Annotated in this window: 29 protein-coding genes and 1 pseudogene; 14 read left to right on the top strand and 16 right to left on the bottom strand. The window is 63.0% G+C overall.

Translation table 11 applies throughout. The features are described from left to right. Positions 1 to 41 precede the first annotated feature (41 nt). Positions 42 to 473, top strand: coding sequence for a cupin domain-containing protein (locus tag NMG46_RS14145; RefSeq protein WP_254818261.1), 432 nt, complete (start codon positions 42 to 44; stop codon positions 471 to 473). Between the two features lie 55 nt (positions 474 to 528). Here the strand turns inward: NMG46_RS14145 and NMG46_RS14140 are convergent, their stop codons facing one another. From NMG46_RS14140 to NMG46_RS14130, 3 genes are all read right to left on the bottom strand, one after another. Continuing rightward, positions 529 to 975, bottom strand: a complete 447-nt coding sequence (locus NMG46_RS14140) for a nuclear transport factor 2 family protein (RefSeq protein ID WP_254818260.1) — start codon at positions 973 to 975, stop codon at positions 529 to 531. A 147-nt stretch (positions 976 to 1,122) separates the two neighbouring features. Next, complete coding sequence (locus NMG46_RS14135) at positions 1,123 to 1,464, bottom strand: nuclear transport factor 2 family protein (RefSeq protein ID WP_254818259.1); 342 nt, start codon at positions 1,462 to 1,464, stop codon at positions 1,123 to 1,125. Between the two features lie 135 nt (positions 1,465 to 1,599). After that, complete coding sequence (locus tag NMG46_RS14130; protein WP_254818258.1) at positions 1,600 to 2,508, bottom strand: LysR substrate-binding domain-containing protein; 909 nt, start codon at positions 2,506 to 2,508, stop codon at positions 1,600 to 1,602. 168 nt (positions 2,509 to 2,676) lie between these two features. On the opposite strand from NMG46_RS14130, the gene NMG46_RS14125 reads away from it, so the two are divergent. After that, positions 2,677 to 3,375, top strand: coding sequence for a type 1 glutamine amidotransferase domain-containing protein (locus NMG46_RS14125; protein ID WP_254818257.1), 699 nt, complete (start codon positions 2,677 to 2,679; stop codon positions 3,373 to 3,375). 237 nt (positions 3,376 to 3,612) lie between these two features. Here NMG46_RS14125 and NMG46_RS14120 read toward each other — a convergent pair whose 3' ends face one another. Genes NMG46_RS14120 through NMG46_RS14110 form a run of 3 tightly spaced genes read right to left on the bottom strand, consistent with a single transcriptional unit; the run spans position 3,613 to position 5,707 of the window. Beyond that, positions 3,613 to 4,167 carry a nuclear transport factor 2 family protein gene (locus NMG46_RS14120; protein WP_254818256.1) on the bottom strand — a complete coding sequence of 185 codons (555 nt, stop codon included), beginning with the start codon at positions 4,165 to 4,167 and terminating at the stop codon, positions 3,613 to 3,615. Beyond that, a complete protein-coding gene (locus tag NMG46_RS14115) occupies positions 4,164 to 5,147 on the bottom strand; it encodes an alpha/beta hydrolase (protein ID WP_254818255.1) in 984 nt (327 codons plus the stop codon). Before NMG46_RS14115 ends, NMG46_RS14120 begins: the two co-directional genes overlap by 4 nt. 59 nt (positions 5,148 to 5,206) lie before the next feature. Next, a complete protein-coding gene (locus NMG46_RS14110) occupies positions 5,207 to 5,707 on the bottom strand; it encodes a nuclear transport factor 2 family protein (protein ID WP_254818254.1) in 501 nt (166 codons plus the stop codon). 128 nt (positions 5,708 to 5,835) lie between these two features. Between NMG46_RS14110 and NMG46_RS14105 the strand changes: the two genes are divergently transcribed. After that, on the top strand, positions 5,836 to 6,738 hold the full coding sequence (locus NMG46_RS14105; RefSeq protein ID WP_254818253.1) for a LysR family transcriptional regulator: 903 nt from the start codon (positions 5,836 to 5,838) through the stop codon (positions 6,736 to 6,738). Positions 6,739 to 6,765: 27 nt separating this feature from the next. Here NMG46_RS14105 and NMG46_RS14100 read toward each other — a convergent pair. Then, positions 6,766 to 7,139, bottom strand: a pseudogene (locus tag NMG46_RS14100) (carboxymuconolactone decarboxylase family protein). A 137-nt stretch (positions 7,140 to 7,276) separates the two neighbouring features. After that, the gene (locus NMG46_RS14095) at positions 7,277 to 7,720 is read right to left on the bottom strand and encodes an SRPBCC domain-containing protein (protein ID WP_254818252.1); all 444 of its coding nucleotides are present in this window, start codon (positions 7,718 to 7,720) and stop codon (positions 7,277 to 7,279) included. 220 nt (positions 7,721 to 7,940) lie between these two features. Here NMG46_RS14095 and NMG46_RS14090 point away from each other — a divergent pair, with 220 nt between their 5' ends. Together NMG46_RS14090 and NMG46_RS14085 are read left to right on the top strand one after the other, a co-directional pair. Next, positions 7,941 to 8,705 (top strand): copper homeostasis protein CutC, encoded by a 765-nt coding sequence (locus NMG46_RS14090; protein ID WP_254818251.1) that lies wholly within the window; start codon positions 7,941 to 7,943, stop codon positions 8,703 to 8,705. A gap of 20 nt (positions 8,706 to 8,725) precedes the next feature. Continuing rightward, on the top strand, positions 8,726 to 9,223 hold the full coding sequence (locus NMG46_RS14085; protein WP_254818250.1) for a GNAT family N-acetyltransferase: 498 nt from the start codon (positions 8,726 to 8,728) through the stop codon (positions 9,221 to 9,223). Positions 9,224 to 9,243: 20 nt separating this feature from the next. On the opposite strand, the gene NMG46_RS14080 is transcribed toward NMG46_RS14085, so the two are convergent. Beyond that, positions 9,244 to 10,266: an acyltransferase gene (locus tag NMG46_RS14080; RefSeq protein ID WP_254818249.1), complete on the bottom strand. Its 1,023-nt coding sequence runs from the start codon at positions 10,264 to 10,266 to the stop codon at positions 9,244 to 9,246. Between the two features lie 312 nt (positions 10,267 to 10,578). Between NMG46_RS14080 and NMG46_RS14075 the strand changes: the two genes are divergently transcribed. The 3 genes from NMG46_RS14075 to NMG46_RS14065 all read left to right on the top strand — a co-directional run bounded on the left by NMG46_RS14075 (position 10,579) and on the right by NMG46_RS14065 (position 13,607). Continuing rightward, the gene (locus NMG46_RS14075; protein WP_254818248.1) at positions 10,579 to 11,718 is read left to right on the top strand and encodes an FIST signal transduction protein; all 1,140 of its coding nucleotides are present in this window, start codon (positions 10,579 to 10,581) and stop codon (positions 11,716 to 11,718) included. A 10-nt stretch (positions 11,719 to 11,728) separates the two neighbouring features. Continuing rightward, positions 11,729 to 13,069 carry a hybrid sensor histidine kinase/response regulator gene (locus NMG46_RS14070; protein WP_254818247.1) on the top strand — a complete coding sequence of 447 codons (1,341 nt, stop codon included), beginning with the start codon at positions 11,729 to 11,731 and terminating at the stop codon, positions 13,067 to 13,069. Positions 13,070 to 13,139: 70 nt separating this feature from the next. Beyond that, the gene (locus tag NMG46_RS14065) at positions 13,140 to 13,607 is read left to right on the top strand and encodes a hypothetical protein (RefSeq protein WP_254818246.1); all 468 of its coding nucleotides are present in this window, start codon (positions 13,140 to 13,142) and stop codon (positions 13,605 to 13,607) included. A gap of 176 nt (positions 13,608 to 13,783) precedes the next feature. Here the strand turns inward: NMG46_RS14065 and NMG46_RS14060 are convergent, their stop codons facing one another. Beyond that, the gene (locus tag NMG46_RS14060) at positions 13,784 to 14,467 is read right to left on the bottom strand and encodes a response regulator transcription factor (RefSeq protein WP_254818245.1); all 684 of its coding nucleotides are present in this window, start codon (positions 14,465 to 14,467) and stop codon (positions 13,784 to 13,786) included. Between the two features lie 238 nt (positions 14,468 to 14,705). On the opposite strand from NMG46_RS14060, the gene NMG46_RS14055 reads away from it, so the two are divergent. From NMG46_RS14055 to NMG46_RS14045, 3 genes are read left to right on the top strand one after another with little or no spacing between them, the layout of a single operon-like run. Further along, positions 14,706 to 15,416 carry a fumarylacetoacetate hydrolase family protein gene (locus NMG46_RS14055; protein ID WP_254818244.1) on the top strand — a complete coding sequence of 237 codons (711 nt, stop codon included), beginning with the start codon at positions 14,706 to 14,708 and terminating at the stop codon, positions 15,414 to 15,416. 4 nt (positions 15,417 to 15,420) lie between these two features. Further along, positions 15,421 to 16,071: a maleylacetoacetate isomerase gene (gene maiA, locus NMG46_RS14050; protein ID WP_254818243.1), complete on the top strand. Its 651-nt coding sequence runs from the start codon at positions 15,421 to 15,423 to the stop codon at positions 16,069 to 16,071. Positions 16,072 to 16,103: 32 nt separating this feature from the next. Further along, positions 16,104 to 17,144 (top strand): zinc-dependent alcohol dehydrogenase family protein, encoded by a 1,041-nt coding sequence (locus NMG46_RS14045; protein WP_254818242.1) that lies wholly within the window; start codon positions 16,104 to 16,106, stop codon positions 17,142 to 17,144. A 19-nt stretch (positions 17,145 to 17,163) separates the two neighbouring features. Here NMG46_RS14045 and NMG46_RS14040 read toward each other — a convergent pair whose 3' ends face one another. Beyond that, a complete protein-coding gene (locus tag NMG46_RS14040; protein WP_254818241.1) occupies positions 17,164 to 18,057 on the bottom strand; it encodes a LysR family transcriptional regulator in 894 nt (297 codons plus the stop codon). A 181-nt stretch (positions 18,058 to 18,238) separates the two neighbouring features. Between NMG46_RS14040 and NMG46_RS14035 the strand changes: the two genes are divergently transcribed. Continuing rightward, positions 18,239 to 19,627 (top strand): MFS transporter, encoded by a 1,389-nt coding sequence (locus NMG46_RS14035; RefSeq protein ID WP_254818390.1) that lies wholly within the window; start codon positions 18,239 to 18,241, stop codon positions 19,625 to 19,627. On the opposite strand, the gene NMG46_RS14030 is transcribed toward NMG46_RS14035, so the two are convergent. Both NMG46_RS14030 and NMG46_RS14025 read right to left on the bottom strand, forming a co-directional pair. Next, positions 19,596 to 20,453: an alpha/beta fold hydrolase gene (locus NMG46_RS14030; RefSeq protein ID WP_254818240.1), complete on the bottom strand. Its 858-nt coding sequence runs from the start codon at positions 20,451 to 20,453 to the stop codon at positions 19,596 to 19,598. The two genes, NMG46_RS14035 and NMG46_RS14030, sit on opposite strands and share 32 nt — an antisense overlap. Before the next feature lie 181 nt (positions 20,454 to 20,634). Next, positions 20,635 to 21,558 (bottom strand): DMT family transporter, encoded by a 924-nt coding sequence (locus NMG46_RS14025; RefSeq protein WP_254818239.1) that lies wholly within the window; start codon positions 21,556 to 21,558, stop codon positions 20,635 to 20,637. A 104-nt stretch (positions 21,559 to 21,662) separates the two neighbouring features. Between NMG46_RS14025 and NMG46_RS14020 the strand changes: the two genes are divergently transcribed. Then, on the top strand, positions 21,663 to 23,066 hold the full coding sequence (locus tag NMG46_RS14020) for a PLP-dependent aminotransferase family protein (protein WP_254818238.1): 1,404 nt from the start codon (positions 21,663 to 21,665) through the stop codon (positions 23,064 to 23,066). A gap of 38 nt (positions 23,067 to 23,104) precedes the next feature. On the opposite strand, the gene NMG46_RS14015 is transcribed toward NMG46_RS14020, so the two are convergent. The 3 genes from NMG46_RS14015 to NMG46_RS14005 all read right to left on the bottom strand — a co-directional run bounded on the left by NMG46_RS14015 (position 23,105) and on the right by NMG46_RS14005 (position 25,552). Then, on the bottom strand, positions 23,105 to 23,602 hold the full coding sequence (locus tag NMG46_RS14015; RefSeq protein ID WP_254818237.1) for a MaoC family dehydratase: 498 nt from the start codon (positions 23,600 to 23,602) through the stop codon (positions 23,105 to 23,107). A 138-nt stretch (positions 23,603 to 23,740) separates the two neighbouring features. Further along, positions 23,741 to 24,169, bottom strand: coding sequence for a phasin family protein (locus NMG46_RS14010; protein ID WP_254818236.1), 429 nt, complete (start codon positions 24,167 to 24,169; stop codon positions 23,741 to 23,743). 84 nt (positions 24,170 to 24,253) lie between these two features. Continuing rightward, positions 24,254 to 25,552 (bottom strand): DUF445 domain-containing protein, encoded by a 1,299-nt coding sequence (locus tag NMG46_RS14005; protein WP_254818235.1) that lies wholly within the window; start codon positions 25,550 to 25,552, stop codon positions 24,254 to 24,256. Positions 25,553 to 25,743: 191 nt separating this feature from the next. On the opposite strand from NMG46_RS14005, the gene rirA reads away from it, so the two are divergent. Next, positions 25,744 to 26,205 carry an iron-responsive transcriptional regulator RirA gene (rirA, locus tag NMG46_RS14000; protein WP_254818234.1) on the top strand — a complete coding sequence of 154 codons (462 nt, stop codon included), beginning with the start codon at positions 25,744 to 25,746 and terminating at the stop codon, positions 26,203 to 26,205. Positions 26,206 to 26,209 lie beyond the last annotated feature (4 nt).

The raw sequence follows: 26,209 nt of genomic DNA, 5'->3' as shown, positions 1-26,209 counted from the left end.
CAAAGCTTGCTGCGCAATGCTGACGCAGTTCGGGGGGAATCATGCGAAAAATCTTGGCACCGACGCTGCTGCTCACGGCTGCACTGTTTGCAAACAGCGCCCAGGCGCTGGATGCCAGCGGGACGCCGGTTGTCGTAACCCCGCTTGCCTCTCGCACCGAGACCGCGTCCGGCCAGCCGATCACGCTGCCCCAGAAGAACGTCCAGGTCCTGGTCTCGGCCTATCAGATCGCGCCGGGCGCGACCTTGCCGGTCCACAAGCATCCGTTTCCGCGCTATGCCTATGTCGAGGCCGGCACGCTTCAGGTCACCAACGTCGAGACCGGCAAGAGCAACACCTATCAAACAGGTGATTTCATCATCGAGATGATCGGGCAATGGCATCAGGCGATCAATATCGGCGCCGATCCGGTCAAGCTGCTGGTCATCGACCAGGTCGAAGAAGGCACCAAGAACACCGTGTTGCGCCAGTAGCTGCCACGTCTGAAAACGGCGTCCGTGGCGAATCCAGCGCAGCGCGTAACAGACGTCAGAACGCGAACCCCTCCGGCAAATTGTGATTCCAATAGCCTTCCTCGACAAGTTCACTTATGCGCCAGCCCTCGGACGTGCGTACGACGCGGTCGCGATACCAGAGCCCTTGGAAGAAGACCTGCCTTTTGCCTTCGCCGAGGTCGACCACCATCGGGCATGAACAATGCACGCGCGCGCTGGCCTCATCCCCTCGGAGATCCAGAAGGATTGTCGAAATGGCGTGCTGAGAGATCAATATCTTCGAAAGGGCGCCTTTCATGTAAGCGACATGCTCATCCACACCGCTCCTGATTCCACCTGTTACAGTGTCGTCAAGCACGGCATCGAGTGTGAATATTTTGCGATAGGCGTCCCAGTCGCGATCGTCCACAGCGTAGCAATGGCGAACAAGCAGCTGTTCGATCTCGAGCCGATCCGAAACCTCCTGCAGTGAAAGGGTCATGTCCTGTCTCCGCGGTTGGCGGCACGAATGCCGCATGCGCCAAGCCTGCCCCGACATTTCGATCAATATTCACGTTGCCGATGCTCGCAGCAACCTCGCCGCGCGACTGGCCATGCGCAAACCCGAATACTCATTTGGCCTCCGCCTTTACCCGGTCGGCCGCGGCGGCCAGAACGGCGCGATCCCCCTCTTCGTACAAGCGGCGGATGGAGATTGCCTTGACGCGCCAGCCTTCCGGCGTCCGCACCAGCCGGTGGAGATAGCTGCCACCGACCGTCCAGAACCGCCCGTGATCCAGTGGGCTGCGCGGACATGGCTGCGTGCAACCGCGTCATTGCCTGCGCCTTCGACGGTGATGTTGGTGATGAGGTGCTGGGTGGCGTCGAAGCCCGGCGGCAGTCCTTGCCACTGGGCGATCAGCGCGTCGCGGCCGCTGGTCGCGGCTTCGCCGCCGAAGAGGCTGGTATAGTCGGTCGTGACGGACAGCACTTAGTTGGCGGCATGGTGCGACCCTAGCTGCCGCTTGCTGATAGCTCGGGCAAGTCCGGATCTGGTGCTCGGCATACGGCACGATGAATGGCCCGGTTTGGCCTTTGCGGACAACGCGGATACAAGAAAGCCGTCTTAGGTCTCCGACGTCATTTCTTTTGCCAATTCGCCGATCATCGAACGCAACCACCTGTGGGCTGGGTCGTGGCGGTAGCGAATGTGCCAAGCCATCTGCACTGGAAAAGTGCCGAGGTCGACGGGCGGCGGTAGTATCTTCAGGCGCGGATCCCTCTCAAGGCTGCGGCAGATCAGTCTCGGCAGCGTTGCGCAGTAATCCGTGACGGCAAGCATCTCTGGCACGGCCAGGAAGTGCGTGACAGAAAGGGCAATCTCTCGCTTGAGGTTTTGTTGTTCCAATGCCTGGAAGAGGCCCGCCCGCAGCCGGCCCGGCGGGAGCACGTTCACGTGCTTGAGCCTTTCATACTGTTCTCGGGAAATATGGTCTCGAACGTCGGGATGATCCTTGCGCACCGCGCAGGCGAGCCCATCGTCCATAAGATGCTGGACGACAAGATTGCCCGGCGGATCGACGATCCGGCCAATCACCATGGCCGTGGTACCGGAAATGACGCCGGTCTCGGCGAGATCGTTGCCAAATGCTGTCATGCGGAGCTTGATACCAGGCGCCAGCTCACGCGTCCTCGCGACGAGGGCCGGCATCAACACAAGCTCCACGTAACTGTTGGGGGCAAGCGTGAACAGCCGTTCGGCCTTTGCTGGCTGAAATTCCTGCTGGTTCAAAATGAGATCGTCCAGTTGCGCCAGCGCTGCTTCGATCGTCGGAGCGATCTCCTCAGCCAATTGCGTCGGCTTTATGCCATACCTTTCCCGGATGAATAGCGGATCCCGGAGGGTGTCGCGCAGGCGGTTCAACGAATTGGACAGCGCCGGCTGGGTGATGCCCAGTCGCGCTGCTGCCCGTGTCACGCTCCGCTCTTCCATCAGGGCGAGGAAAACCGGGAGCAGGTTCAGATCGTATCTCATCGAGATATAATCTCACACCAATATATAAAATAAATGAAATAAATTTCTGAAATACATGGGCAGGTGCCATTATCCGTACATCGACAGGCCGACGCGGCCGATTGAGCTCCAAATCAACCAACTACGACGCCTCATCGGCGCGGCATCACCTGAGAAAAGGATCCGACAATGAAAGTCCTGATGGTACTCACCTCCCACGACACTCTCGGTAACACCGGCAAGAAGACCGGCTTCTGGCTCGAGGAACTGGCAGCCCCCTACTACGTCTTCAAGGACGCCGGCGCCGAGATCACCCTCGCCTCGCCGAAGGGCGGCCAGCCGCCTCTCGATCCGAAAAGCGACGAGCCTATGTTCCAGACCGACCTTACACGGCGCTTCAGTGCTGACGATGTTGCCAAGGCGCAGCTCGCAGAAACCGTGCGCCTGGACAGTGTCGACCAGAAGGACTTCGACACGGTCTTCTACCCCGGCGGCCATGGCCCGCTGTGGGATTTGGCCGAAGATCCGAATTCGATCAAGCTGATAGGATCCTTCATCGCGGCCGGCAAGCCGATCGCCCTCGTTTGCCACGCACCGGGCGTTCTGCATCGCGTGACCAGTCCCGACGGCACGCCGTTTGTGCAGGGACGCTACGTCACCGGCTTCACGAATAGCGAGGAGGAGACCGTAGGTCTCACGAATGTCGTGCCGTTCTTGGTCGAGGACGAGCTGATCAGCCTCGGCGCGGTTTTCTCCAAGGTCAAGGACTGGGGCGTCCACACAGTCGTCGATGGCCAGCTTATCACGGGTCAGAACCCAGCATCATCGAGCGAGGCAGCTGAGGCGCTGCTAGGCGCTTTGAGCCAGAGGAAGAGCAAGACCGCCTGAGCGGTCTGGAACAACCGTGATCTGCCGACGGCTCGCGTCGGCGGATCAACTTCAGAACCCGCTACAGTCTCAAGCCGATCCGAAACGTCTTGCAGTGAAAGGGTCATGTCTCGTGTCCGCGGTGGCGCCACTAATGCCGCATGCGCCAAGCCTGCCCCGACATCCTCGATCAATATTCACGTTGCCGATGCTCCGAGCAACCTCGCCGCGTGGCTGGGCATGCGCAAACCCGAACACTCATTTGGCCTCCGCCTTTACCCGGTCGGCAGCGGCGGCCAGCACGGCGCGATCCCCCTCTTCGTACAAACGGCGGATGGAGATTGCCTTGACGCGCCAACCTTCCGGCGCCCGCACCAGCCGGTGGAGATAGCTGCCGCCGACCGTCCAGAAACGCCCGCCGATCCAGTGGGTTGCGCGGACGTGACTGCGCGCCATGGCATCATTGCCCGCGCCTTCGACAATGATGTTGGTGATGAGGTGCTGGGTGGCGTCGAAGCCCGGAAGCAGCCCCTGCCATTGGGCGATCAGCGCGTCGCGGTCGCTGGTCCCCGCCTCGCCGCCGAAAACACTGGTATAGTCGGTCGTGACGCGGGCCGCGAAATAGGATTTGACCCGGTTCCAATCACGCAGATCGGCATACAGCCCGATCCCCGCCACTGCCTCGGCGATGGCCATCCTGTCTTCAACCATCAGCGCAGCTCCCGAGGCGCTCGAAACGGACGCCGAGACGGCGGAAATCATCGCGGCGGAAACCGCCGCGGCCAGGATATGCCGGCGGGTGACGACGCTCATTGTCCCGCCTCCCCCGCACTGCCCAGTGTCGCGCGGAAGTGCGCGGCGGCGGCATCGCTCGCCGCCTTCACCGGCGCGGCACGATCGTAGAAATCGAACTGGGTGACATTGTCGAGCCACAGCTCCCGCCTGGAGCTGGTCAGCCGCGCGTAAAACTTGTGCGCACCCTGCGGAATGGCTGCCGCCTCGCTATGCACGATCAGAAAGGGCTGGTGCAGGCGCGGGGCAGCCTGGATGGCGTCGAACCTCAGCCAGCCGCGCCAGAAGGCCGGATCGGCATCGTTACGCCAGGCCGGGATCATGCCGCGATCGGGTTCGGTGTAATAAGGCACCTTGAACATGATCGCGCGATCGTCGCTCAAGCTGGCGGCCGGCAGGAACGCCTGTCTGCCGGTGCGGCGATACGCGGCCTCTGCCGCATCGCTCGCGGCCTCAAGCCTGGCGACGCCTTCCTTGCCGCCATAGGTCTGCTCGACCACTTCGGCATCCTGCAACCAGGGCGCGACGAGAGCGACCGACTTGATCGCGGTATCTTCGGCGGCGGCAGTGACCATGTAGCCGGAGCTGGCGCAAATGCCGAGGCCGCCGATGCGGTCCTGATCGGTCTCGGGCCGGGTCGCGAGATAGGCGACCGCCGCTTCTATGTCGGCGATCTTGGCCTTAGGATCCTCGTACTGGCGGCGTATGCCGCCGCTTTCGCCCCAACCGCGAAAATCGAAGGTCAGGGCGACGAACCCGCGATCCGCCATCTCGCGGGCGTAGCGGGCCGGCATCTGTTCCTTCACCGTCATCCAGGCGCCAGTCACGACCAGCGCGGGCCGAGGTCTCGCCGCATCGAGATCATCGGGCAGATAGAGTTCGCCGACGAGCTGCTCACCGTGCGAGGAGAATGTGACGCGCTCGACGCGCGGTGCGGCGGCGGCATTGGAGGCGGCGAGCGTCACGGCGGTTGCTGCAGCAAGTGTCAGGGTTTTAAGCATTGCAAGTCTCCTTTGGCTTGGAGTGAGAAGCGCGGCGCGTTGCGAAAAAGACCGCCGTCTCAGCGCTCGCCAGCAAGTCGGCCGGGCAATGGCTTCAGCAGGTAATGCGCCCAGTAGAAGGCGTCCGACTGGTACATGTCGGTCAAAAAATTCTGTGCCTCGGCGATCTTGCCGTCCTTGATGCGGAACATCAGGGCGTAGAGCTGGTCGATCTCGGGACCCGAGCCGACATTCGACCAGCCGCGATGGACATCGACGACAAGGTCGCCTTGCGCCTGGAAGAAAATCGGCTCGGCCTTGAATTTGCCATCGGCCAGGCCGCGGAAGAAGGCGACCACCTCGTCCGGCCCGCGCTTGTCGCCGGCAAGCGGATGATGGCCGGGAATGCGCCACACGATGTCGGGCGCGAGGAAGGGCCGGACGGCCTCGGGATTCCCGGTCGCATAAGCTGCGTAGTAGTCCTTGACGAGTTGGATGTTGTTGTCTTCCAGCGGCCCGGCATTTGCCGGGGCGGCAGACACCGCCAGAAGAGCGGTGGCGAGCGAAGCAAGCCTGGTCATCGGTCCTGTTTCCTTCCCTGTTCGAGCCGTTCCCAACACAGAGGCCCGTTCGTCGGACTCAACATGACGCCTTTTGTTCACCGGAAAAACCAGTAGAATTCGACAGGGCTATTTGGAAAATCCTTACAATGCGCCTCGACCAGTTCAGCGGCATCGTCGCTTTCGTAAAAGTTGCGGAGGCCAAAAGCTTCACCCGCGCCGCCGCCGAGCTCGGCGTCGCTCCGGCCTCGTTGAGCGAGGCGGTCAAGGGGCTCGAGGAGCGCTTGGGGGTGCGGTTGCTCAACCGGACGACCCGTAGCGTCGGCTTGACCGAAGCTGGCGCCCAGTACCTCGACCATGTGCGCCCGGCAGCCGAAGATATCCGGGCGGCTGGTGCGGCGCTGCGCGAGGCTCGCGACCGCCCAGCCGGCACGTTGCGCCTCAGTCTGCCGTGGATCGCCGCCCCGCTGCTGATCGAGCCGCTGATACGGCCGTTCATGGATGCTTATCCCGAAGTGCGGCTTAGTCTGATTTTCGACGACAGCTTCGTAGACATCGCCGCCGAGGGCTTCGACGCCGGTCTGCGCATCGGCGAGCTTCTCGACAAAGACATGATCGGCGCGCGTCTGGGCGGGCCCTTGCAGATGGTCGTGGTGGGCAGCCCGGACTATCTGGCGCGCAATGGTACGCCGAAGCGGCCGGCCGACCTCGCCGCCCATCGCTGCATTGCATTCGCCCTCACCCGCGCGATTTCGCCATGGGAGTTCATCGTGGAGGGACGCGAAGTCGCATTCACGCCGGACGCATGTCTGGTCGCGAACACGCTTCTGCTGTGCATTACCGCCGCCGAGCAGGGGCTTGGCCTCGCCTTCGCGGTCGAGGGCCTCGCCGCGCCGCTTCTTGCCTCAGGCGCGCTGGTCAAGGTGCTGGAGCCTTTCTGTCCCGCTTACGAGCCGCTCCACCTCTATTATCCCAGCCGCCGCCTCGTACCGCCGAAGCTGCGGGCCTTCATCGACTTCGTGCGCGCGAACGCTCACAAGCTGCGTATCTGATGTGACCTTTCGAGAACCCGGCCCCGTTCAGCCCCAGGCGCCGATCATCTGCCTGGTAGTTGCGTTGAGCCGGTTGAATGCGTTGATCAGGGCAATCTGGATGACCAGGGCGGCAAGGGCCTTTTCTGCACCGGATCCGGCCGGTCAGCCAACCGGGTTGCCGCCTCGGTCAGCGCCAGTGCGGCGCGCTCGGCGTCGGTGAAGTAAGGTGTTTCCCGCCAGGCGGACACGGTGAAGACGCGCTCGTCCTTTTCACCGGCCTTCTTCAATTCTGGCGCATGCATATCGATACAGACGCTGCATCCGTTGATCTGGCTGGCGCGCAAATGGACGAGCTTGCGCGTCACATAGGACAGATCAGCCGGCGCGAGCAGCGCCTGCAGGGCCCCCGGAATGAGCATCACCGGGTTTTCAATCGTGCTTGCATGGTGGTCTCCTTAGGCGTGTTTTTGCCGGCCGGACGCCGAACATCCGGGATCTCGACATCCTTGGCTGTGTCAGTTCGCCGGCCGCCGCGTTGCGGCGAGCGCAAGGATCTTCAGCTTTGCGAGGCAGTCACCTGCTCAAGCCGCTCGAGAATGCGCGGCCAGCCGCTTCCCATTCCGACGTACCCGCGCTCGTCCTCGGCCCGGAACCCGGAATGCTCCATGCGCACCCGGGTCGCCGTACCTTCGGGCGTCAATGACCATGTCACGACGGTCTTCAGACCGCTGTCGGATTCGGTGCCGTCGCCCCAGCTGTAGGCGAGTAGGCGCGGCGGCTCGATCTTCAGCACCTCGCAGTTCGTCACGCCGGACCAGCCCGGTACAGGCGTCGCGCGAAAGGTGAAGCGATGGCCTTGCACAGGCGCAAAGTCGTTCTTCATCAGCCATTCGGCAACCAGATGCGGCACGGTCAGTGCGCGCCATATCTTTTCAGCCGCGTGCGGTATGAGACGCTCGACGACAATGGATTTGGTTTCGACTGTAGTTGCTCCAGTCATAACTTCGGACCCGTTGTTTGGGGTTTGGCTGGTCTGTTCTCCAACGCGCTTTCCACGAGAACCAATAACCCAGCAGCTATCGTTTACGCATAACTCTGAAGTTATGAATGTGTCAAGCGGCGGAATGGTAGGCGCAAGCACATTGAGCCAACAGTTCCGGCTTTCATCGCACTAGGCCCGATGCTACCGCTGGCCAGCTGAAATCATGAATGGATCCCCCATGCCCGAGACCGAACGCCCTCGCCTGCCGCTGATCGAGATCTGCGTCGAAGGCATAGACGGCCTGCTGGCCGCGCAAGCCGCCGGCGCCGACCGTGTCGAGCTCTGTGCCAGCCTGATCGAAGGCGGCATCACACCGAGCTTCGGCACGGTGCGCACGGCGCTCGAGCTGGCGACGATCCCGTTCCACGTCATCGTGCGGCCGCGCGGCGGTGATTTTCTCTATAGCGAAGCCGAATATCGTTCGATGCTCGCCGATGTCCACGCGCTTGCCGACACCGGCGTCGCCGGTGTCGTTATCGGCTGCCTGAATGCCGACGGCACGATCGATGAACAGCGCATGAGCGAACTGGTGCAGGCGGCGGGGCGATTGAACGTCACCTGCCACCGCGCCTTCGACATGACGCGCGACCCGACAGAGGCGCTGGAGACACTGATCCGCTGCAAGGTCGGCCGCGTGCTGACCAGCGGCCAGCGCGACACCGCGCTCGAGGGCGCTGACCTGCTCGCCGATCTTGTCAGGCAGGCCGGCGACCGCATCATCATCCTCGGCTGCGGCGGGCTTGACCCAGAGAATATCGGCAAGGTGCGGAGGAAAACCGGGTTGAGCGAAATGCATTTCGCCGCGCTCAAGGACGTGCCGAGTGCTATGCGTTACCGCAACCCAAGGGTCGGCATGGGCGGCACCGATCTCGACCGCGAATACCGCAACACCGTGACCGACGGGGCGATGGTGGCGGCGACCATCGCCGCCGTCCGGACATGATCCCGGAAGACAGAAAAAACATGATCGAAACGCGTTTGCCGATCGAGCGGGTTTCGCCGCGTGATGAGCCGGCCGTCCTCGCGCTCAACAACGAGCACGCCGCCGAATTGTCATGGCTCGAACCCGAGCGCCTTTCCTTCCTGCTCGGCGAAGCGTTTTACGCGCGCCGTATCGGTTCGCTCGAAGCCTTCATCATGACCTTCGACCAGGACGCCAGCTACGACAGCCCCAACTTCCTGTGGTTTCACCAGCGCTATCCGCGGTTCGTCTATGTCGATCGCGTCGTGGTCGCCGCCGCAGCGCGCGGGCGCGGCCATGCCCGCCGGCTGTATGAGGATCTGTTCGAGCAGGCGTCGCGCGCCAGCCAGGCGATCGTCACCTGCGAAGTCAATGCCGAGCCGCCCAATCCGGCTTCGGACGCCTTCCATGCCGCACTCGGCTTTGCGGAAGTGGGCGACGCGGTAATCCACGGTGGCAGGAAAGCCGTGCGGTATTATGCAAGGCGGATCGCCGGCTAAAACGGCGGGCGCCGTTCGCCCTACCAATTGCGGTTCAGCCAGGAGCGGGCCGGCCTTTCGATGATGTAGTAGCTGCACAGCGCGCAAGCGAACGCCGCCGCAAGCATCAACCACGGCGAACTGCCTTTTATGTCGACGAATTGATAAAAGGGCTGCTGCCACAGATAGAGCGAATACGACCACAGGCCCAGCATCGTCATCGGCAGGGACGACAGAACCCCGGTCAGGTAGCGGCTGCTGAAGTCGAGCAAATTGACGGCGAGCGCCAGCAGCGGCACCGCGACCAGATAGTGAATGGGGGTTGGCACGGCAGCCATGAAAAGGAGCACAGCCACGACTGTGGCCGCCAGGGCAACATGCGGCCCCTTGAGCAGCGCCGGCAGCCTGTCGTCGGCCTTGAGCAGGCATAACACCGCCGACAGCAGGATCGAGGCGATGTGCACGTCGGTGCGCCAATAGGTGCCCTCGTAGCCTATTGCGAGCACCCAGTAGGAGATGGCGCCGTTCGCCATGGCCAGCAGCGACAATGCGCCGAGCAGCATGATGACGCGGGACCGTCCACGGACGACGACGCTGATCAGAGCCAGAATGATATACGCATGCTCTTCGACGCAGAGCGACCAGATATGGTCGAGCGAGCCGGCGCGGGTAACGAGAACTCCGGCGTAATTGTAGGTGAACGTCAGCGCCGTCAGCGCCGCCTTCCACTTGAAGGCGATGAACGTGCCGGACAAGGCGATCATCGCGACGACGACGAAAACCAGCAGTGCCGGATAGATGCGGGAGAACCGGCGCTTGAAGAATTTCTTCAGCGGATAGTATTCGACGAACAGGATCTCGGCCATCAGCCGGCCGCTGAGCACGAAGAAGAATTCGACGCCCAGGACGCCGAGATTGATGCCGGGAACGGGGAAGAAATGGCCGATCAGCACCAGCGCGATCGACAGGCCGCGCCAGCCGTCAAGATAGGCAAGCCTCGCCCTTGACGATGTGTCGGCGACAGGCCTGGCCACGACAAGACGCGTCGCGGAGATGTCCGTCATGCCGGTCCCCTCTGCGAAAGGCGGGCTCAAGGCCGCATTCTCAGCTATATTGCAGTGCACTACAATTTTGTGCAAGTGCGAGATAACGACACGCCCGACGGGACGAAACCTTCCGTCCGTCAGCGGCTGCGCTGACGCCGTCAAACGGCAGAAACTTCAAATCCATCATGTTGGCTGATTGCCAAAGCACCGCTTCAAGACAACAATGACCTCGACGCCGGCGCGCCAGACGCGCACAAAAAAGAGCGTTAGAGGAAATGGAGGAGGAAGCCGCTGGCCAAGTCACGGACGCGCTATGCATGCGGCCTTTCGGTGCTCACCACCGACGAATCTGACGCGGATGCGTTCGCCCGGGCGGTGGCAGCGGAAGCAGCGGCCATTGACGCCGGGTTTGCCCTCCTGTTTTTCTCGCAGAGCCTCATAGAGGCCGTCGCCCTGTCGGAAGCGCTGAAGACCCACGCGCCGGCGCTCCACTATGCCGGCTGCTCGACGGCCGGTGAGATAACGCCCAAGGGGCTGGCGGAAGGCCAGATCCTGGCTATGCTGCTTCCCTCCGCGTCGTTTTCGGCAGCCAGCACCATGGTCGAAAATCTGTCCTCATCGGGCATGGACGGGATTACCGGCGAAGTCGAGGCGCTGAGGCGTTCGTTACGCGAGCGCCTCGGGCACGAGCGAGCCGACACCACTTTCGCCCTCTGCTTGATCGACGGCCTGTCTTATGCCGAAGAAGCGGTGACCTCCGCCATCCATTGGGGGCTCGACGATATTCCATTGATCGGCGGGTCGGCTGGCGATGACTTGAAATTCGAGACAACGCGGCTGATCTCGAACGGCAAAGTGACCTCCGACAGCGCCATCATCGTGCTGATCACCACGGAAATTCCTTTCCACGTGTTCAAGACCGACAATTTCGTTCCCACCGACGAGAAGCTGGTGGTGACGGCATCCGATCCCGACCATCGCATCGTGCGCGAATTCAACGCCACCATTGCCGCCGAGGAATATGCCGCCTCGGTCGGCGTCGTCGCGCAGATGCTGACGCCACTGAGTTTTGCCTCGCATCCGGTGGTGGTGAAAGTCGGCGGCGAATTTTACTGCCGTTCAATCCAGAAGATGCACGCGGACGGCTCGCTGTCGTTCTTCTGCGCCATCGACGATGGTGTCGTGCTTGCCGTCGCCCAGCCTAAGGACATGGTCGAGGCGACCCGCGCCGCTCTCAGCGACGTCAGCGAAAGGCTTGGCGGCATCGACCTGATCCTCGGTTTCGACTGCGTGCTGCGCCGGCTCGATGCGCGCAATCGGCAGGTCTACCGCGAGATTTCGGAACTCTACAAGGTCAACAACGTCCTCGGCTTCGGCACCTATGGCGAACAGTACCGTTCGATGCATCTGAACCAGACATTCACCGGCATCGCCTTCGGTGAACGCAATGCGGCCGAAGCGGCGGAGTAGGAAATCCGGCATGCCGCTCAGGAACATCGACGACCTGGAAAGGCTGAAGAAGATCAACGCCGCGCTGATCAGCCGCGTCGAGCGCTCCATGGACCAGCAAGGCAATGCTTTTTCGCTGTTCCAGACCGCCATTTCGCTTGAGAGCCGAGTGCGCAGCCGCACCGAAGAGCTGCATTCGACCTTGCGCCGGCTGGAGCAGTCGAACATCGACTTGAACGCAGCCAAGGAAAACGCCGAGCTGGCGAACCTGTCCAAGACCAGGTTCCTGGCGGCCGCCAGCCATGACGTGCTGCAGCCGCTGAACGCCGCGCATCTGTCGGTCTCGGCGCTTGCCGAAGTACAGACCAGCGAGGAAGGCAGAAACCTGGTCCGCCAGGTCGAGCGATCGCTGGAGACGATGGAGGACCTGCTCCGCACCTTGCTCGACATTTCCAAGCTCGATGCCGGCGTCGTGCAGCCTGACATCACCGATGTCAGCCTGGAGACGCTGTTTTCCTCTCTGCGCTCGGATTTTCAGCCGGTCGCGGAGATGAAGGGGCTGACGCTGAAATTCCGGCCGGTCGATGCGCTCGTTCGTTCAGACCGAACCTTGCTGCGCCGCATCCTGCAGAACATCCTGTCCAATGCACTGCGCTATACCCGCTCGGGCGGCGTGTTGGTCGGCACCAGGCATCGCGGCGACACGATCCGCATCGACGTCGCCGATACCGGCTGCGGCATCCCCGACGACCAGCGCGAGGCGGTGTTCGAGGAATTCCATCGGGGCGTGATCCCGACGGATGCCGGGCTTGCCGCCGGCGGGCTGGGGTTGGGGCTGGCCATCGTGCGCCGCATCGCCGCGGCACTCGGCCATCCCGTCACGTTTTCGTCGAAGGTCGGACATGGCACGATTTTCCATATCGACGTTCCGGTCGGGATCGGCGACACGGCCGATCCAATCGCCGGCACCGTCGACATGGAGCGGCCGCGCGGCTACGGTCTGTTCGGCACAAGGGTGCTGCTGGTCGAGAACGACATCGAGGTGCTGCAGGCGATGACCTCCCTGCTCGAGCGCTGGCAATGCCTGGTGCGCCCCGCCACCTCGACCGGTGACGCGCTCGACATGCTTGGCGATACCGACTGGTTGCCAGACATTGTCATAGCCGACCAGCATCTCGACGGCGGCGACCTCGGCACCACCACAATCGCCGAGGTCCGTGATTATCTCGGCCGCGCCGTGCCGGCGCTGATCGTCACCGCCGACGGTTCGGAGACCGTCGCCAACGCCGCCCGCGCCGCTGGCATCGAGCTGATGCGCAAGCCGCTGAAGCCAGCGCAGCTAAGGGCGCTGCTGGCGCATTTGCTGGCTTGAACTGGTCGTATCTTCCCAGCACACGGGTCACCGTATTCCAGCCATTGCTTGTGCCTAGGCGGTAATTCATATGAAGCAGGTTCACTTCTTCGCGCCAAAGGATGATCTTCTCCCTGTGTTGGAAGCTGTAGAGCATGTAATTCCGATAAAATACATTCTCATGGGTCAGTTTCCCACGATGGAATTTGAAACTTTTAGCAATGGAAGGCAAATTCCCAGTCTTGGGCAATCAGCCGCTGGATCGGCTTCCAGCGGTCAATCATTTCTTGTCACTCGCCGCGACATTCCGATTGAGGTGAGGCCGATAAAAACAGTCTTCGGTATCCGATATTCGTTAGATCAGCTTATCAACCCGGACACAGTCACGCTTTCCCCCGGTGGGCGATGGGGTGAAGATGTTGTCATAGATGGCCGCGTGGCAACAGCCTCCGACGCGCCGCTTGCTCAGGAGCTAATGAAGATTTTAGCAGGGCGTTCAGAAAGCAATTCAGTAAAGTTAGAGCATTCTACGTTGGACCCGGAGCGGCCATGTTACTAGATGCCGGAAAGAGGCTAACTGCCGCCGAGCAATCGCCCCGCGAGTTTGATCTGACTAGAGAGAGGCCCGTTCCTTAGCTGGCGTTGGGAAACGTGAGAGCCGTCGCTAGTCTAGTCCGATTGCGGTGACACGAGTGCGGTCGACTACAGTGACGGTGCGCTTTTTAGCGAGCCCTCTCAAAACCCCGCCGGATCGCGAAACAGCTCGGCATTGTCCAGCTTCGAGACCTCGATCACCGCCTGGGTGCGGCTGTAGACGTTGAGCTTGCGCAGGATTTCCGAGACATGCGCCTTGACGGTGGTCTCGCCGACCTGCAGCTCGTAGGCGATCTGTTTGTTGAGCAGGCCCTGGCGCAGCATCTGCAGCACCTTGAGCTGCTGCGGCGTCAGCGTGGCCAGGCGCTGTACCATCTCGGCGCGGTCGGTGCTGTCGGCGTCGGGCGGCCGGCCCTCATAGGTCTGGGGAACATAGATCGCACCTTCCATCACCGAGCGGATGGCCGCGGCAAGATCGCTCTTGCGTGCCGATTTCGGAATGAAGCCGGCCGCGCCGTAGGACAGCGCCTCGGAAATGATCTTCGGCTCCTCATAGCCGGAGACGATGACGACCGGCAGGCGCGGGTAACGCGTCCTGAGCTGCAGCAGCCCGTCAAAGCCATGCACGTCGGGCATACTGAGATCGAGCAGTGCGAGGTCGAACGGCTTGGCATCCGTCAGAAGCTCGAGCGCCTCGGCAATCGAGCGCGCTTCCACCGTGTCGACCTCCGGGTAGGCCATCTGGACGGCGCTGTGCAGCGCCTCGCGAAACAGCGGATGGTCGTCGATGATGAGGAACCGGGCGCGATCGTTGACAGCGGTCATTAGCTTCACTTCGGTTCGGTCTGGTCTGGTCTGGTCTGGTCTGGTCTAGAATAGTCCGGCAACCATGGCCAGCTTATTGCCAAATAGTACATTGCCATCTTGGCTGGCTAAAGCAGAATGGACCGACGATTTCCGCGGCACCGTGCGGCAGGCCTGCTGTTCCGCCATCCAATGCCTTGCCCGTTTGCCCAAATCGGCCGAATGTGCCGGGGACAGATCCACTGAACAGAGACAGTGCATGACCGGCTTCGTCCTTCCCCTGCCCGCAACCCCGTCGGTGGCCGTGGCCGGCTCGCCGGAGCGTTTTGCGGTGCGCCGGATCTTCTGCGTCGGCCGCAACTACGCCGCCCATGCCCGCGAGCTCGGCAATGACGAGCGCGACCCTCCCTTCTTCTTCACCAAACCAGGCGACGCAGTGGTCGACGCGGTAGCCGGTTCGGGCACCACGGTCCCCTACCCACCGCTGACCCGAAACCTGCACCACGAAATCGAGCTGGTCGTCGCGATCGGCAAGGCCGGCTTTCGCATCCCGCGCCAGCGGGCGCTGGACCATGTCTGGGGTTACGGCGTCGGCGTCGACCTGACCCGCCGCGACCTTCAGGACGAGGCGAAAAAGGCGGCACGACCGTGGGACTGGTCGAAAGCCTTCGACCGTTCAGCGCCCTGCGGCCCGCTGGTCCCGGCGCAACAATCCGGTCATCCCGACAAGGGCCGCATCTGGCTCGCGGTCGACGGCGAGATCAGGCAGGACGGCGACCTTGCCGAACTGATCTGGCCGGTTCCCGACATCGTCTCGATTTGCAGCGAGGCGGTAGAACTCCGGCCCGGCGACCTGATCTTCACCGGCACGCCAGCCGGGGTCGGCGCCGTTGGGCCGGGCGAAAAGATCACCGGCGGCGTCGACGGCATCGGCGAAATCGAACTGACCATCGGCCAACCGAGCCCGTGACACAATGAGCGATATCGTCCTTCACAACTACTACCGTTCCTCGACCTCTTACCGGGTGCGGATCGCGCTGGAGATGAAGGGCTTGGCCTACGAGTACGTGCCGCATCATTTGCGCCACGGCGAGCATCTGGATCCCGCCTACCTCGCGGTCAATCCGCAAGGGCTGGTGCCGGCGCTGGTCCTAGGCGATGGCACGCTGCTGACGCAATCGCTGGCGATAATCGAATATCTCGACGAGACCACGCCCGAGCCGCCGCTGCTGCCCAAGGATGCGCCTGGCCGCGCCCGCGTCAGAATGCTGGGGCAGATGATCGCCTGCGACATCCATCCGGTGAACAATCTGCGCGTGCTGACCTCGTTGCGCACGCTGTTCGGCGCCGGCGACCAGGATGTCGTCAACTGGTTCCGGCACTGGGTCAACGAAGGCTTCCAGCCGCTTGAAAAGATTCTGGCTTCCTCGCCCGAGACCAAGACATTCTGCCATGGCGACACGCCGGGGCTGGCCGACATCTGCCTGGTCGCACAGGTCACCAGCAATGCCCGCTTCGGCGTCGACATGACGCCCTACCCGACGATCGCACGCATCCACGCCGCCTGCATGGCGCTGCCGGCATTCCGGAAGGCCGCGCCGGAGAACCAGATCGATGCCGAATAGACCGCATTGCATGAAGTGATGAGGAACTGCCGATGAAAGCCGTCGTTTTCGAAAAATTCGGCGAGGCGCCGACGATCCAGACCGTGCCGGATCCGACGCCTTCGCCGGAAGGCGTCGTCATCAAGGTGGAGGCGACTGGCCTCTGCCGCAGCGACTGGCATGGCTGGATGGGCCACGACGACGGCATCCGGCTGCCGCATGTGCCGGGCCACGAACTGGCCGGCGTCGTGGTCGCCGCAGGCAACCAGGTGACCCGCTGGAAGGGCGGCGAGCGCGTCACCGTGCCGTTTGCCGTCGGCTGCGGCCGCTGCTTCGAATGCACGTCGGGCAACCACCAGGTCTGCGAGCACCAGTTCCAGCCCGGCTTCACCGCCTGGGGGTCGTTCGCCGAATATGTCGCCATCGACCATGCCGATACCAATCTCGTACGCTTGCCCGACGAGATGGAATTCGCCACCGCCGCCAGCCTCGGCTGCCGCTTCGTCACCTCGTTCCGCGCCATCGTCGATCAGGGCCGCGTGACGCCCGGCGAATGGGTGGCCGTGCATGGCTGCGGCGGCGTCGGCCTGTCGGCGATCATGATCGCCAGCGCCATGGGCGCCAATGTCGTCGCCATCGACCTCACCGACGAGAAGCTGGACTTTGCCAAAAAGATCGGCGCGGTGGCGACGATCAACGCGGCGAACACGCCCAACGTGGTCAAGGCGGTCAAGCAGATCACCAATGGCGGCGCGCATATGTCGATGGACGCGCTCGGCCACCCGACAACCTCGTTCAATTCGATCGCGAACCTGCGCCGCCGCGGGCGCCACGTGCAGGTCGGCCTGATGCTCGGCGACCATGCCAGGCCGCAGATTCCGATGGACAAGGTGATCGCATTCGAGCTCGAAATCCGCGGCAGCCACGGCATGCAGGCGTTTCGCTACCAGGCGATGATGGAGATGATCCGCACCGGCAAGCTCAAACCCGAACTCCTGGTCGGCAAGAAGATCAGCCTCGAGGAAGCGCCGGCCGCTTTGATGGCGATGGGCGGCTTCGAAGGCATCGGCATCGGCGTTGTGACCAGATTCTAGATCACGCCCCGACTCTGGATCAACGAAACGACGCGCAGACCTCCCGCACGCAGGCTCGCAGCCAGCGCTGCGCCGGATCGACATCGAGCCGCGGATGCCAGAGCATCGAAATGGTGACCTCCTCGATATCGACCGGCAACGGGAAGCTGTACATGCCTGCGCGCGCGCCCAGCGTGTGCCGTTCGGGGACGCTGGCGATCAGATCGGAGGCGCGCGCCATGGCGAGCGTGGCCGAGAAGCTGGAAACCATGCACGCAACCGTCCGCTGGAGACCCAGCAGTTTCAAGGCCTCGTCGATCGGGCCCTTTTCGCGGCCACGCCGCGACACGCTGATGTGGCGACCGGCCGCATAACGTTCCGGGCTCACCGGGCCCTCGCTCAGTTTATGTCCCGTTCGCACCACACCGATGAAGCGGTCGCGAAACAGCGCCTGAATGCGCATTTCAGGGCTCGTTTCACTGGCAACCCCGATTTCGAGATCAATCGCCGCGTCGCGCAACGACATGTCGCTCTTGTCGGATTTCGGCGCAAAACGCAGCCGCACACCAGGCGCATTCGCTTCGACACGGGTCACAAGACGCGGTGCGAACTCCTCGACAAAACTTTCGTTGGCGCGCAGCGTGAAGACCTTGTCGAGAGCGGAGAGGTCGAGGGGCCTGGCCGGACGCAGCAGCGCTTCCGCATCCTGCACGACGCGGCCCACTTGCTGCTGCAATTCGAGCGCGCGCGGCGTCGCAACCAGACCACGGCCGGCCCGAACCAGCAATGGGTCGCCTGTCGCCTGGCGCAACCGCGCCAACGTCCGGCTCATCGCCGAGGGACTGAGGCGCAGCCGCCCGGCCGCGCGCGCCACACTGCCCTCGGTCAGCAGCACATCAAGGGCGACAAGCAGATTGAGATCGGGCGACGACATGGAAGGACCGTAGCACAGCTCAGCCGTAATGTGGCGTTTTATGCACGAATAAGATGCAAATACTGCGCCTTCCGACACATCATGTGAGGGAATAGCCTCCGACAGCTCCGATTTGGGGCTGACGGCAAAGGAGTTCACCTTGGCATCTACCGCTGAAAAGACCTGGGACGAAGTTGCCCCGGTGAGCGCCCGCTCGACCCGATGGGCATTGGCAAGCCTGTCGCTTTCAACGCTGCTGTCGTCGCTCGCCACCAGCATCGCCAGCGTCGGGCTGCCATCGCTGATGCAGGCGTTCGGCGCATCGTTCCAGCTCGTGCAATGGGTCGTCCTTGCCTATCTGCTCGCCATCACGACCTCGGTCGTCAGCGCCGGGCGGCTCGCCGATATTTTCGGCCGCCGCCCGCTATTGCTCGGCGGCATTGCCCTGTTCACCTTCGCATCCGTGCTTTGCGGGCTTGCCCCGACGCTCTGGCTGCTGATCGCCGCACGGGCGGCACAGGGGCTCGGCGCGGCTGTCATGATGGCTCTGACGCTGGCCTTTGTCGCGGACACGGTTCCCCGGGGAAAAACCGGCAGCGCCATGGGCCTGCTCGGCGCCATGTCGGCGATCGGCACCACGCTTGGCCCGTCGCTTGGCGGATTGCTGATCGCCGGTCTCGGCTGGCGCGCGATCTTCCTCATCAATCTGCCGTTGGGGGCGCTGGCTTTCGCGCTTGCCAGGCGCGCCCTGCCGGCCGGAAAAAAGACGCCAGATCGGCGCGGTTTCGACGGCATAGGCATGGCTTTGCTCGCGCTGACGCTGGCCGCCTATGCGCTCGCTATGACGCTTGGGCGCGGCAGTTTTGGTTTCCTCAATGTCGGTTTGCTGATTGCCGCCGCCGTGGCTGGCCTGCTGTTCGTCATTGCGCAGACAAGGACCGAGAACCCTTTGATCCAGCCTGCCAGGTTCCGCGATCAGGCGTTGAACGCAAGCCTCGCCATGAACCTGATCGTCGCCACCGTCATGATGGCGACGCTGGTGGTCGCGCCGTTCTATCTGTCGCGTGCGCTCGGACTGGACGCAGCCATGGTCGGGCTGGTTCTGTCGACCGGCCCTCTGGTTACCGCATTGGCGGCGCTGCCGGCCGGACGCCTGGTCGATCGTTTCGGGGCGCACCGGATCACGATCGTCGGCTTGTTCGATCTCGCTATTGGTACTTTTGCTCTGTCGCGGGCGGAATTCGGTATTGCCGGCTATATCGTGCCGATCATCATCGTCTGCACCGGCTACAGCCTGTTTCAGACCTCCAACAATTCGGCCGTGATGACCGGCGTGGCACCCGACCAGCGCGGCGTCGTCTCCGGCCTTCTCAATCTGTCGCGCAATCTCGGCCTGATCACCGGTGCGTCGGTGATGGGCGCGGTGTTTGCCTTCGCATCGGCTGGCGGAAGCGAAGGTAGCGGTCAGCAGATATTGGCATCTGCGGCAGCCGGACGCGGCATGCAGGTCACTTTCCAGGTCGCGACGGCCCTGGTAATGGCGGCGCTGATCCTTGCGACTATTTCCGGTCGCCGCGGCCAGCGCGCTTAGCTGAGCCGCCGGCGACGAACTCCAGCATCAGTTCAGCAGCCTTGAGCGCATGCGTCTCCAGAAGGAAATGGCCTGCGTCGAAGACGTGAGCTTCCATCCGGGGAAGATCCATAAGCCACGACTGAACCTCTGCGATGTCGAAGAAGGCATCGTGGCGACCCCAAAGAAGCATCGCTCGGGGCTGATGCTTCGCCAGATAATCAGCCACTTCCCCGAACCGGTCGACATACCGGCTGTAGTCGGCAATGAGCGCCTTCTGCAGATCAAGTCGTCCCGGCAGACACATGACCCGCCAGTCTTCGATCCAATTACCTGGATCGACCAGCGCCGCGATCTCGGCTGGCAGCCCGGCGACGTATTGGTCGCGGGTTCCCTCGAAGGTCAGATGGGCGGTGGCGGCCTGCTCATTCGCCGCATTCGGCGCAGCCCAGAAGTCCAATGTGTCTGCCCATTGCGGACCAAGACCGGAGCGGTGGGCATTGGCATTCTGGATAACGAGGCCTTCGACGAGTTCCGGCGCGCGCATGGCGAGATGAAGCGCTACGGGGGTTCCGAAATCATGCAGATAAAGAAACCTGCGGCCAACGTTGAGACGCGAGAGCAGCTCTTCAATCGCGCCGGCCAGCATGTCGAACGATGGCTCGGGCGGCAGATCGGACGCGCCGAAGCCCGGCAGGTCAGGCGCCACGACATAGGCGCTGCCGGAGAGCGGCGCGATCACGTCGCGAAACGTCCGCGAAGAGCTAGGAAAGCCGTGCAGCAGCACGAGCGCGGGCTTGGAAGCGTCACCAGCCGTCCGGACGGCCACCTCGCCGCCGGAGGACAAGACTATCTTCTGGACCCCAGGCACCAAAATCGTCCCTTTTTCCGCCACGCCAACGTGAGGCCACCTCGCGCCTTGTGCCACTCTGGCCGACTCGGCACCTCGAGACGTCGTTCCGCCAGGTTCGGCAGCTCTTGGTATCAATTGGACGCGATTGTATCGAGTCAAGAGTGCGCTGGCGCACCTATTTTGCATATCTCTTGGCACCGACGACGCAAAGCACGACGGCGGCGGTGACGACGATCATGGCGGGACTGACCTGCTCATGCAGCAGCGCTGCCGCCAGCCCAAGGCCGAAGAAGGGCTGCAGCAGTTGCAACTGCCCGACCGCGGCGATGCCGCCTTGCGCCAGGCCGCGATACCAGAACACGAAACCGATCAGCATGCTGAACAGCGAAACATAGGCCAGGCCTATCCAGGCGCCCCTGCCGGCACTTTCGAGCGACGGCGGCATGGTGATGAACGTCAGCGCCAGCATGAACGGCAGCGACAGCACCAGCGCCCACGAAATCACCTGCCAACCACCGAGTTTGCGCGACAGCGCCGCTCCCTCCGCATAGCCCAATCCGCACACGATGATAGCGGCCAGCATCAGGATGTCGCCGAGCGGCGAGACCGACAGGCCTTGCGTGACTGCAAAACCGGCGACAAGGGCGCTGCCGAGGCACGAGAACAGCCAGAACGCCGGCTTCGGGCGATCGCCGCCTCGAACCACGCCGAAGATCGCGGTCGCCAACGGCAACAGGCCGACGAAAATGATCGAGTGAGCCGACGTGATGTGTTTGAGCGCCAGCGCCGTCAGCAGGGGAAAGCCGACCACGACGCCAAGCGCCACGATCGCCAGCGGGAACAGATCTCGCCGCTCCGGGCGCTTCTGGCGAAAGAGAAGCAGCAGCGCCAGGCCGAGGATGCCCGCCGAAGCCGCACGGGCGACCGTTACGAACACCGGATCGAAATCCATCACCGCCACGCGCGTCGCCGGAAGCGAACCGCTGAAGATCAGCACGCCGATGAACCCGTTGACCCAGCCACTTGCCGCCCAGCCACTCGCCGCCCAACTGCTCGCCGCCCAGCTACTCGCCGCCCAGCTACTCGCCGCCTTGTCCATAGATGCCCCGCTGATTTCGCCCTCTATCGGGCCGAGCGTATGGCTCCGCCAGAGACAATCAGGTACAGTTTGACAAAACTGTCATGGTGGGGCGAGCAGTACGGATGGACGAGCAGACGACAACAGATGAAGGCAGCCGAACGCTTGTCGAAAGCGTCATGGCGATGATCAGGCACAGGATCGCCTCGCGCAGCCTGACACCGGGAATGCGGCTGCCTTCGATCCGGGCTTTCGCCAAGGCCATGCAGGTTTCCAAATCCACCGTGGTCGAAGCCTATGAACGTCTTGCGGCGGAAGGCATGATCCGCTCGCGGCCAGGCTCGGGCTTCTATGCCGCCGGACCGCTGGCTCCGCTGTCGCTGGCCGAGATCGGCCCCAGGCTTGACCGTGCTGTCGACCCGCTCTGGGTCTCGCGCCAATCGCTGGAAGCCGGCGACGGCGTCCTGAAACCGGGTTGCGGCTGGTTGCCGGCGTCATGGATGCCCGAGACCGGATTGCGTCGCGCGCTGCGGACGATGGCCCGCGCCGACGACGCAGCGCTGACCGATTACGGCACGCCGCTCGGGTTGCCGGCGTTGCGACATCTGCTGGCGCGGCGCATGGCCGAGCACGGCATCGAAGCGTCCCCGGAACAGATCATGCTGACGGAATCGGGCACTCAGGCGATCGACCTGCTGTGCCGGTTCCTGCTCGAACCGGGTGACACGGTGTTGGTCGACGATCCGTGCTATTTCAACTTCCATGCCCTGTTGCGCGCCCATCGGGCCAAGGTGATCAGCGTCCCCTACACGCGCTCGGGGCCGGACACCGAACTGTTCGCGCAGGCGCTGAACGAGCACCGGCCGCGCCTCTACATCACCAATTCGGCGCTCCATAATCCGACCGGCGCGATATTGTCCCCGGTCGTTGCCCATCGGGTGCTGAAGCTCGCCGATCAGTCGGGGCTGACGATCATCGAGGACGATATCTTCGCCGATTTCGAACACACGCCCGCCCCCAGGCTGGCGGCCTTCGACGGCCTCAGCCGGGTCATCCATATCGGAAGCTTTTCCAAGACGCTGTCGGCATCGGTGCGCTGCGGCTTCATCGCCGCTCCTCGCGACTGGATGAAAGGTTTGACCGATCTCAAGATTGCCACATCCTTTGGCAGCGGGCGACTTGCATCCGAACTGGTGCTGATGCTGCTGAAGGACGGCCTCTATCGCAAGCACGTCGATCTGCTGCGCGCGCGGCTCTCGCGCGCCAGGGAAGAAACCGGCACTCGGCTCAGGGCAATCGGCATCGTGCCGTGGATAGATCAGCCGGCCGGCATGTTTTTATGGTGCAGGCTGCCGGAGGGAATAGATGCCGCGGACGTCGCCCGTCACGCTTTGTCGGCCAACGTCGTGCTTGCGCCCGGCAATGCGTTCAGCCTGTCCCGTTCGGCCAGCCGTTACATGCGCTTCAACGTCGCCCAATCGGGAGACGACCGGATTTTCAGGGCGCTTGAAGAGGCGATGTCGCGTTGATTGCGCTGCCGGACGCCTGCTGGCCTGAGGCTGTGTTCTCAGGCCCCTGCCCGCTTGCGGCGTGCATAAAGCATGACGAGCGTCTCGGCGGTCAGCGCCGGCTTTTGCTCGCCTTCGATCTCGACTGTATTGGCGGCCTTCATCAAATACTGCCCCGGACCTTTGTCTTCCATCGACAACAGCGTGGTGCGCAGCCTGATTCGCGAGCCGACCCTGACCGGCGCCACGAAACGCACTTTGTCGAAACCGTAGTTGAACGCGGCCTGCGTGTTTTCGGGCACGATCCCCATCTCGAGCGCCAGCGCGCCGATGATCGACAGGGTCAGATAGCCATGCGCGATCGTGGTGCGGAACGGGCTTTGCCGCTTCGCCCGTTCGGGATCGACATGGATCCATTGATGATCGCCAGTGCATTCGGCAAACTGGTCGATGCGGTGCTGATCGACCAACGTCCAGTCCGAAACGCCCAACTCCTGCCCGGCCATCGCCCTGAGTTGCTCGAAGGTCGGCGGCGTCCTCGGCCGTATCTGCGTCATTCCTGCTTTCCCGATCGCTTGCCTGTTCCGGACCACGACCGGCCCCCCCTGTCAATTCGCCAGTGCGATTCCAGCCCATAATCTTCGGCCGCGAACCGCCGGTCGTCGCTGCCGGCAAGCGTGCTGCCGGGGAACAGCTTACCCCTTATGATGGCCGGCGCGGATCTCCTCCATCGCCTCCTTGATGCGGCTGCGCAGGATTTCGATCGATTCGGTGCCGGACGCCCTCGCCAGTTCCGCCATCTCGCCGGCATTCTTCAGCGCGGTCTCGAAGGATTTCCTGGCGAACGCCGCCTGCTTCTGCATCATTTCCTGCGGAGTGCCGGGCGCTCGGTAGTTTTGTGCCATGTCGGTGATTTCGCGCAGTGTGTCCTGCAGCATCTCGCGTTGCCTTGACAACAGCGCCGACGCTCCGGCGGCACTCGCCCGGGCCGACTTCTCCAGCGCTTCCAGGTTCCTGGCGTGGTGGGCAAGGATCGCCTCGACGTCGACATTCGGCAGCTTCAGGTCGCGGCCGAACTTGCCGAACATGTCGATGAAGGACTCAGACTCCGGTCGTTTTGCCATGCTGGTTCTCTCCCCCCTGTTGCCGTGAACGCCGACACTGCACCGAAGATAGTGCAGCGAAGCTCAGCGGTCCATTCGGACGAGTCAGCCGACGAGAAAGAGCCGTTCGGCGATGTAGAGCACGAGCCCGGCAAGGCCACCGATGATCATGCCGTTGAAGCGGATATATTGCAGGTCCTTGCCGATGTTCATTTCTATAAGCCTTGTCAGTTGCGCGAGGTCCCAGCGCTTGACCTGGTCGGCGATGAACTTCGACACGCCGCTTTTCTGGCTTTCGACGAAGGAGGCCAGCGCCACGATGAAGCCCTGGTTCATGTCGGCCCTGATCTGCGCGTCGTCGGCAAGATGGCGGCCGACCTCGACGAACATGGTGGCGAGATGGTCGCGGATCATCGAATTCGGCGCCTTGGCGTCCTGTTCGATGAACAGCCGCAGGCTGTCCCACATATCGCCGGCCAACGCGCTGAGCTCTGGCCGGGCAAGGAAATCGCGCTTCAGCTTTTCGGCGCGCCTGGCATATTGTTTGGATGTCCTCAACCGCTCGACGAAGGTTTCGACGAAAAGGTCGAATTCGGCTCGCATCGGGTGGTGCGGATCGGCCCGCACCTCATCGAGCAGCGAGCCGGCCGACGCAACGATCTTCTTCAACAGATAGGCGTCCGCGCGAAACAGGTTGAACAGCGACGGCAGTTCCTCGCGGATCTTCTCGCGCATCGTCGCCAGCGCCTGCTCGTCGCTCAGGAAGCGGCCGACCACCTTGGTGAACTCGTCGAATAATTTCTGGTGGCGGCGATCGTCGGTCAGCGCCGACAGCAGTTCGGCGGCGAGCGGCGCCAGCGGTACCTTCTCGATCTGCTCCAGCATGCGGCTGGTGACGAATCCGCGCAGCCCGGATTGCTCGACCGCTGCCAGCGTCTGCGGCACCAGCCGGCCAACGAAACGCGACAAATCGGCGGCGCGGTTCGGGTCGGCCAGCCAGTCCGCGACCAGCGCCGAAAAGTCCACCTCGGCGAGCTTTTCGCGCACCGGTTCCGGCGCCAGGAAATTGACCTCGATGAAGCGGCCCAGATTGTCGGCGATGCGGTTCTGGTTTTCCGGGATGATGGCCGTATGCGGGATCGGCAGGCCGAGCGGCCGCCGAAACAGCGCCACCACCGCATACCAGTCGGCCAGCCCGCCGATCGTCGCCGCCTCGGCGAAAGCGGCGACGAAGCCCAGCCACGCATGCCGGCTCTCGAGCGATTTCGCCACCGCAAAGACCAGCACGCAAAACGCAAGTGCTGCGGCGGCAACGAACTTGGTGCGCCTGAGCGCCGAAAGCTTGGCATCGGCATCGAACCGGGCGGACGCGACAGATGCAAATGCCGAGGCTGGTCGAGACATGATGGGCCGCTCCTGATCGTGTATGCGAACTTATCTAGTGCCGCCTGCCCCGGAAAGCGCGCCGCTGGTTTCAGTGCGCGCAATCGTGCACGCAAACTTGAGGCCGGAATTCATCTATTATGCAGCGCCAGTCTGGAATTGTTCCAAACTATAGGCCATATTGACGCCAACCACTGCTATGTGAGGACACGATGCGGCTTACCCGTCAGACAAACTACGCCATGCGCATTCTGATGTATTGCGCCGCCAACACCGAACGGTTGAGCCGCATCCCCGAGATCGCCGCCGCCTATTCGGTATCGGAACTTTTCCTGTTCAAGATTCTGCAGCCGCTGGTCGAGCACGGGCTGATCGAAACGGTGCGCGGCCGGAATGGCGGCGTCAGGCTCGGCCGTGCGGCCGAATCAATCAGCCTGTTCGATGTCGTGCGGGTGACGGAGGAAAGCTTTGCCATGGCCGAGTGCTTCGAGAACGACGCCGCCGAATGCCCGCTGGTCGACAGCTGCGCCTTGAATTCGGCATTGCGCGAAGCGCTCAACGCCTTCTTCGCCGTGCTGTCGCGCTACACGATCGCCGATCTAGTGGCGGCGCGCCCGAATGTGCGGCACCTGCTCGGCATCGACATACTGGTGCAAAGGGCGCCGGCCGCTTGAGTTC

Origin of the sequence: Mesorhizobium sp. LMG 17147, assembly GCF_024297145.1 — a bacterium.
Classification (GTDB): Bacteria; Pseudomonadota; Alphaproteobacteria; order Rhizobiales; family Rhizobiaceae; genus Mesorhizobium.
The sequence above is the reverse complement of the archived record's forward strand: the minus strand, read 5'-3'. Positions and strand labels throughout refer to the sequence as shown.

Excerpts from the sequence above, each read along its gene's own strand:
- NMG46_RS14105 (WP_254818253.1), top strand. The coding sequence starts at position 5,836 with ATGCGCCTCGACCAGTTCAGCGGCATCGTCGCTTTCGTAAAAGTTGCG.
- NMG46_RS14115 (WP_254818255.1), bottom strand. The coding sequence starts at position 5,147 with ATGCTTAAAACCCTGACACTTGCTGCAGCAACCGCCGTGACGCTCGCC.
- NMG46_RS14080 (WP_254818249.1), bottom strand. The coding sequence starts at position 10,266 with ATGACGGACATCTCCGCGACGCGTCTTGTCGTGGCCAGGCCTGTCGCC.
- NMG46_RS14145 (WP_254818261.1), top strand. The coding sequence starts at position 42 with ATGCGAAAAATCTTGGCACCGACGCTGCTGCTCACGGCTGCACTGTTT.
- NMG46_RS14040 (WP_254818241.1), bottom strand. The coding sequence starts at position 18,057 with ATGTCGTCGCCCGATCTCAATCTGCTTGTCGCCCTTGATGTGCTGCTG.
- maiA (WP_254818243.1), top strand. The coding sequence starts at position 15,421 with ATGAGCGATATCGTCCTTCACAACTACTACCGTTCCTCGACCTCTTAC.
- NMG46_RS14130 (WP_254818258.1), bottom strand. The coding sequence starts at position 2,508 with ATGAGATACGATCTGAACCTGCTCCCGGTTTTCCTCGCCCTGATGGAA.
- NMG46_RS14125 (WP_254818257.1), top strand. The coding sequence starts at position 2,677 with ATGAAAGTCCTGATGGTACTCACCTCCCACGACACTCTCGGTAACACC.
- NMG46_RS14005 (WP_254818235.1), bottom strand. The coding sequence starts at position 25,552 with ATGTCTCGACCAGCCTCGGCATTTGCATCTGTCGCGTCCGCCCGGTTC.
- NMG46_RS14025 (WP_254818239.1), bottom strand. The coding sequence starts at position 21,558 with ATGGACAAGGCGGCGAGTAGCTGGGCGGCGAGTAGCTGGGCGGCGAGC.
- NMG46_RS14060 (WP_254818245.1), bottom strand. The coding sequence starts at position 14,467 with ATGACCGCTGTCAACGATCGCGCCCGGTTCCTCATCATCGACGACCAT.
- NMG46_RS14015 (WP_254818237.1), bottom strand. The coding sequence starts at position 23,602 with ATGACGCAGATACGGCCGAGGACGCCGCCGACCTTCGAGCAACTCAGG.
- NMG46_RS14045 (WP_254818242.1), top strand. The coding sequence starts at position 16,104 with ATGAAAGCCGTCGTTTTCGAAAAATTCGGCGAGGCGCCGACGATCCAG.
- NMG46_RS14090 (WP_254818251.1), top strand. The coding sequence starts at position 7,941 with ATGCCCGAGACCGAACGCCCTCGCCTGCCGCTGATCGAGATCTGCGTC.
- NMG46_RS14055 (WP_254818244.1), top strand. The coding sequence starts at position 14,706 with ATGACCGGCTTCGTCCTTCCCCTGCCCGCAACCCCGTCGGTGGCCGTG.
- NMG46_RS14110 (WP_254818254.1), bottom strand. The coding sequence starts at position 5,707 with ATGACCAGGCTTGCTTCGCTCGCCACCGCTCTTCTGGCGGTGTCTGCC.
- NMG46_RS14120 (WP_254818256.1), bottom strand. The coding sequence starts at position 4,167 with ATGAGCGTCGTCACCCGCCGGCATATCCTGGCCGCGGCGGTTTCCGCC.
- NMG46_RS14140 (WP_254818260.1), bottom strand. The coding sequence starts at position 975 with ATGACCCTTTCACTGCAGGAGGTTTCGGATCGGCTCGAGATCGAACAG.
- NMG46_RS14010 (WP_254818236.1), bottom strand. The coding sequence starts at position 24,169 with ATGGCAAAACGACCGGAGTCTGAGTCCTTCATCGACATGTTCGGCAAG.
- NMG46_RS14085 (WP_254818250.1), top strand. The coding sequence starts at position 8,726 with ATGATCGAAACGCGTTTGCCGATCGAGCGGGTTTCGCCGCGTGATGAG.
- NMG46_RS14020 (WP_254818238.1), top strand. The coding sequence starts at position 21,663 with ATGGACGAGCAGACGACAACAGATGAAGGCAGCCGAACGCTTGTCGAA.
- NMG46_RS14065 (WP_254818246.1), top strand. The coding sequence starts at position 13,140 with ATGAAGCAGGTTCACTTCTTCGCGCCAAAGGATGATCTTCTCCCTGTG.
- NMG46_RS14070 (WP_254818247.1), top strand. The coding sequence starts at position 11,729 with ATGCCGCTCAGGAACATCGACGACCTGGAAAGGCTGAAGAAGATCAAC.
- NMG46_RS14095 (WP_254818252.1), bottom strand. The coding sequence starts at position 7,720 with ATGACTGGAGCAACTACAGTCGAAACCAAATCCATTGTCGTCGAGCGT.
- rirA (WP_254818234.1), top strand. The coding sequence starts at position 25,744 with ATGCGGCTTACCCGTCAGACAAACTACGCCATGCGCATTCTGATGTAT.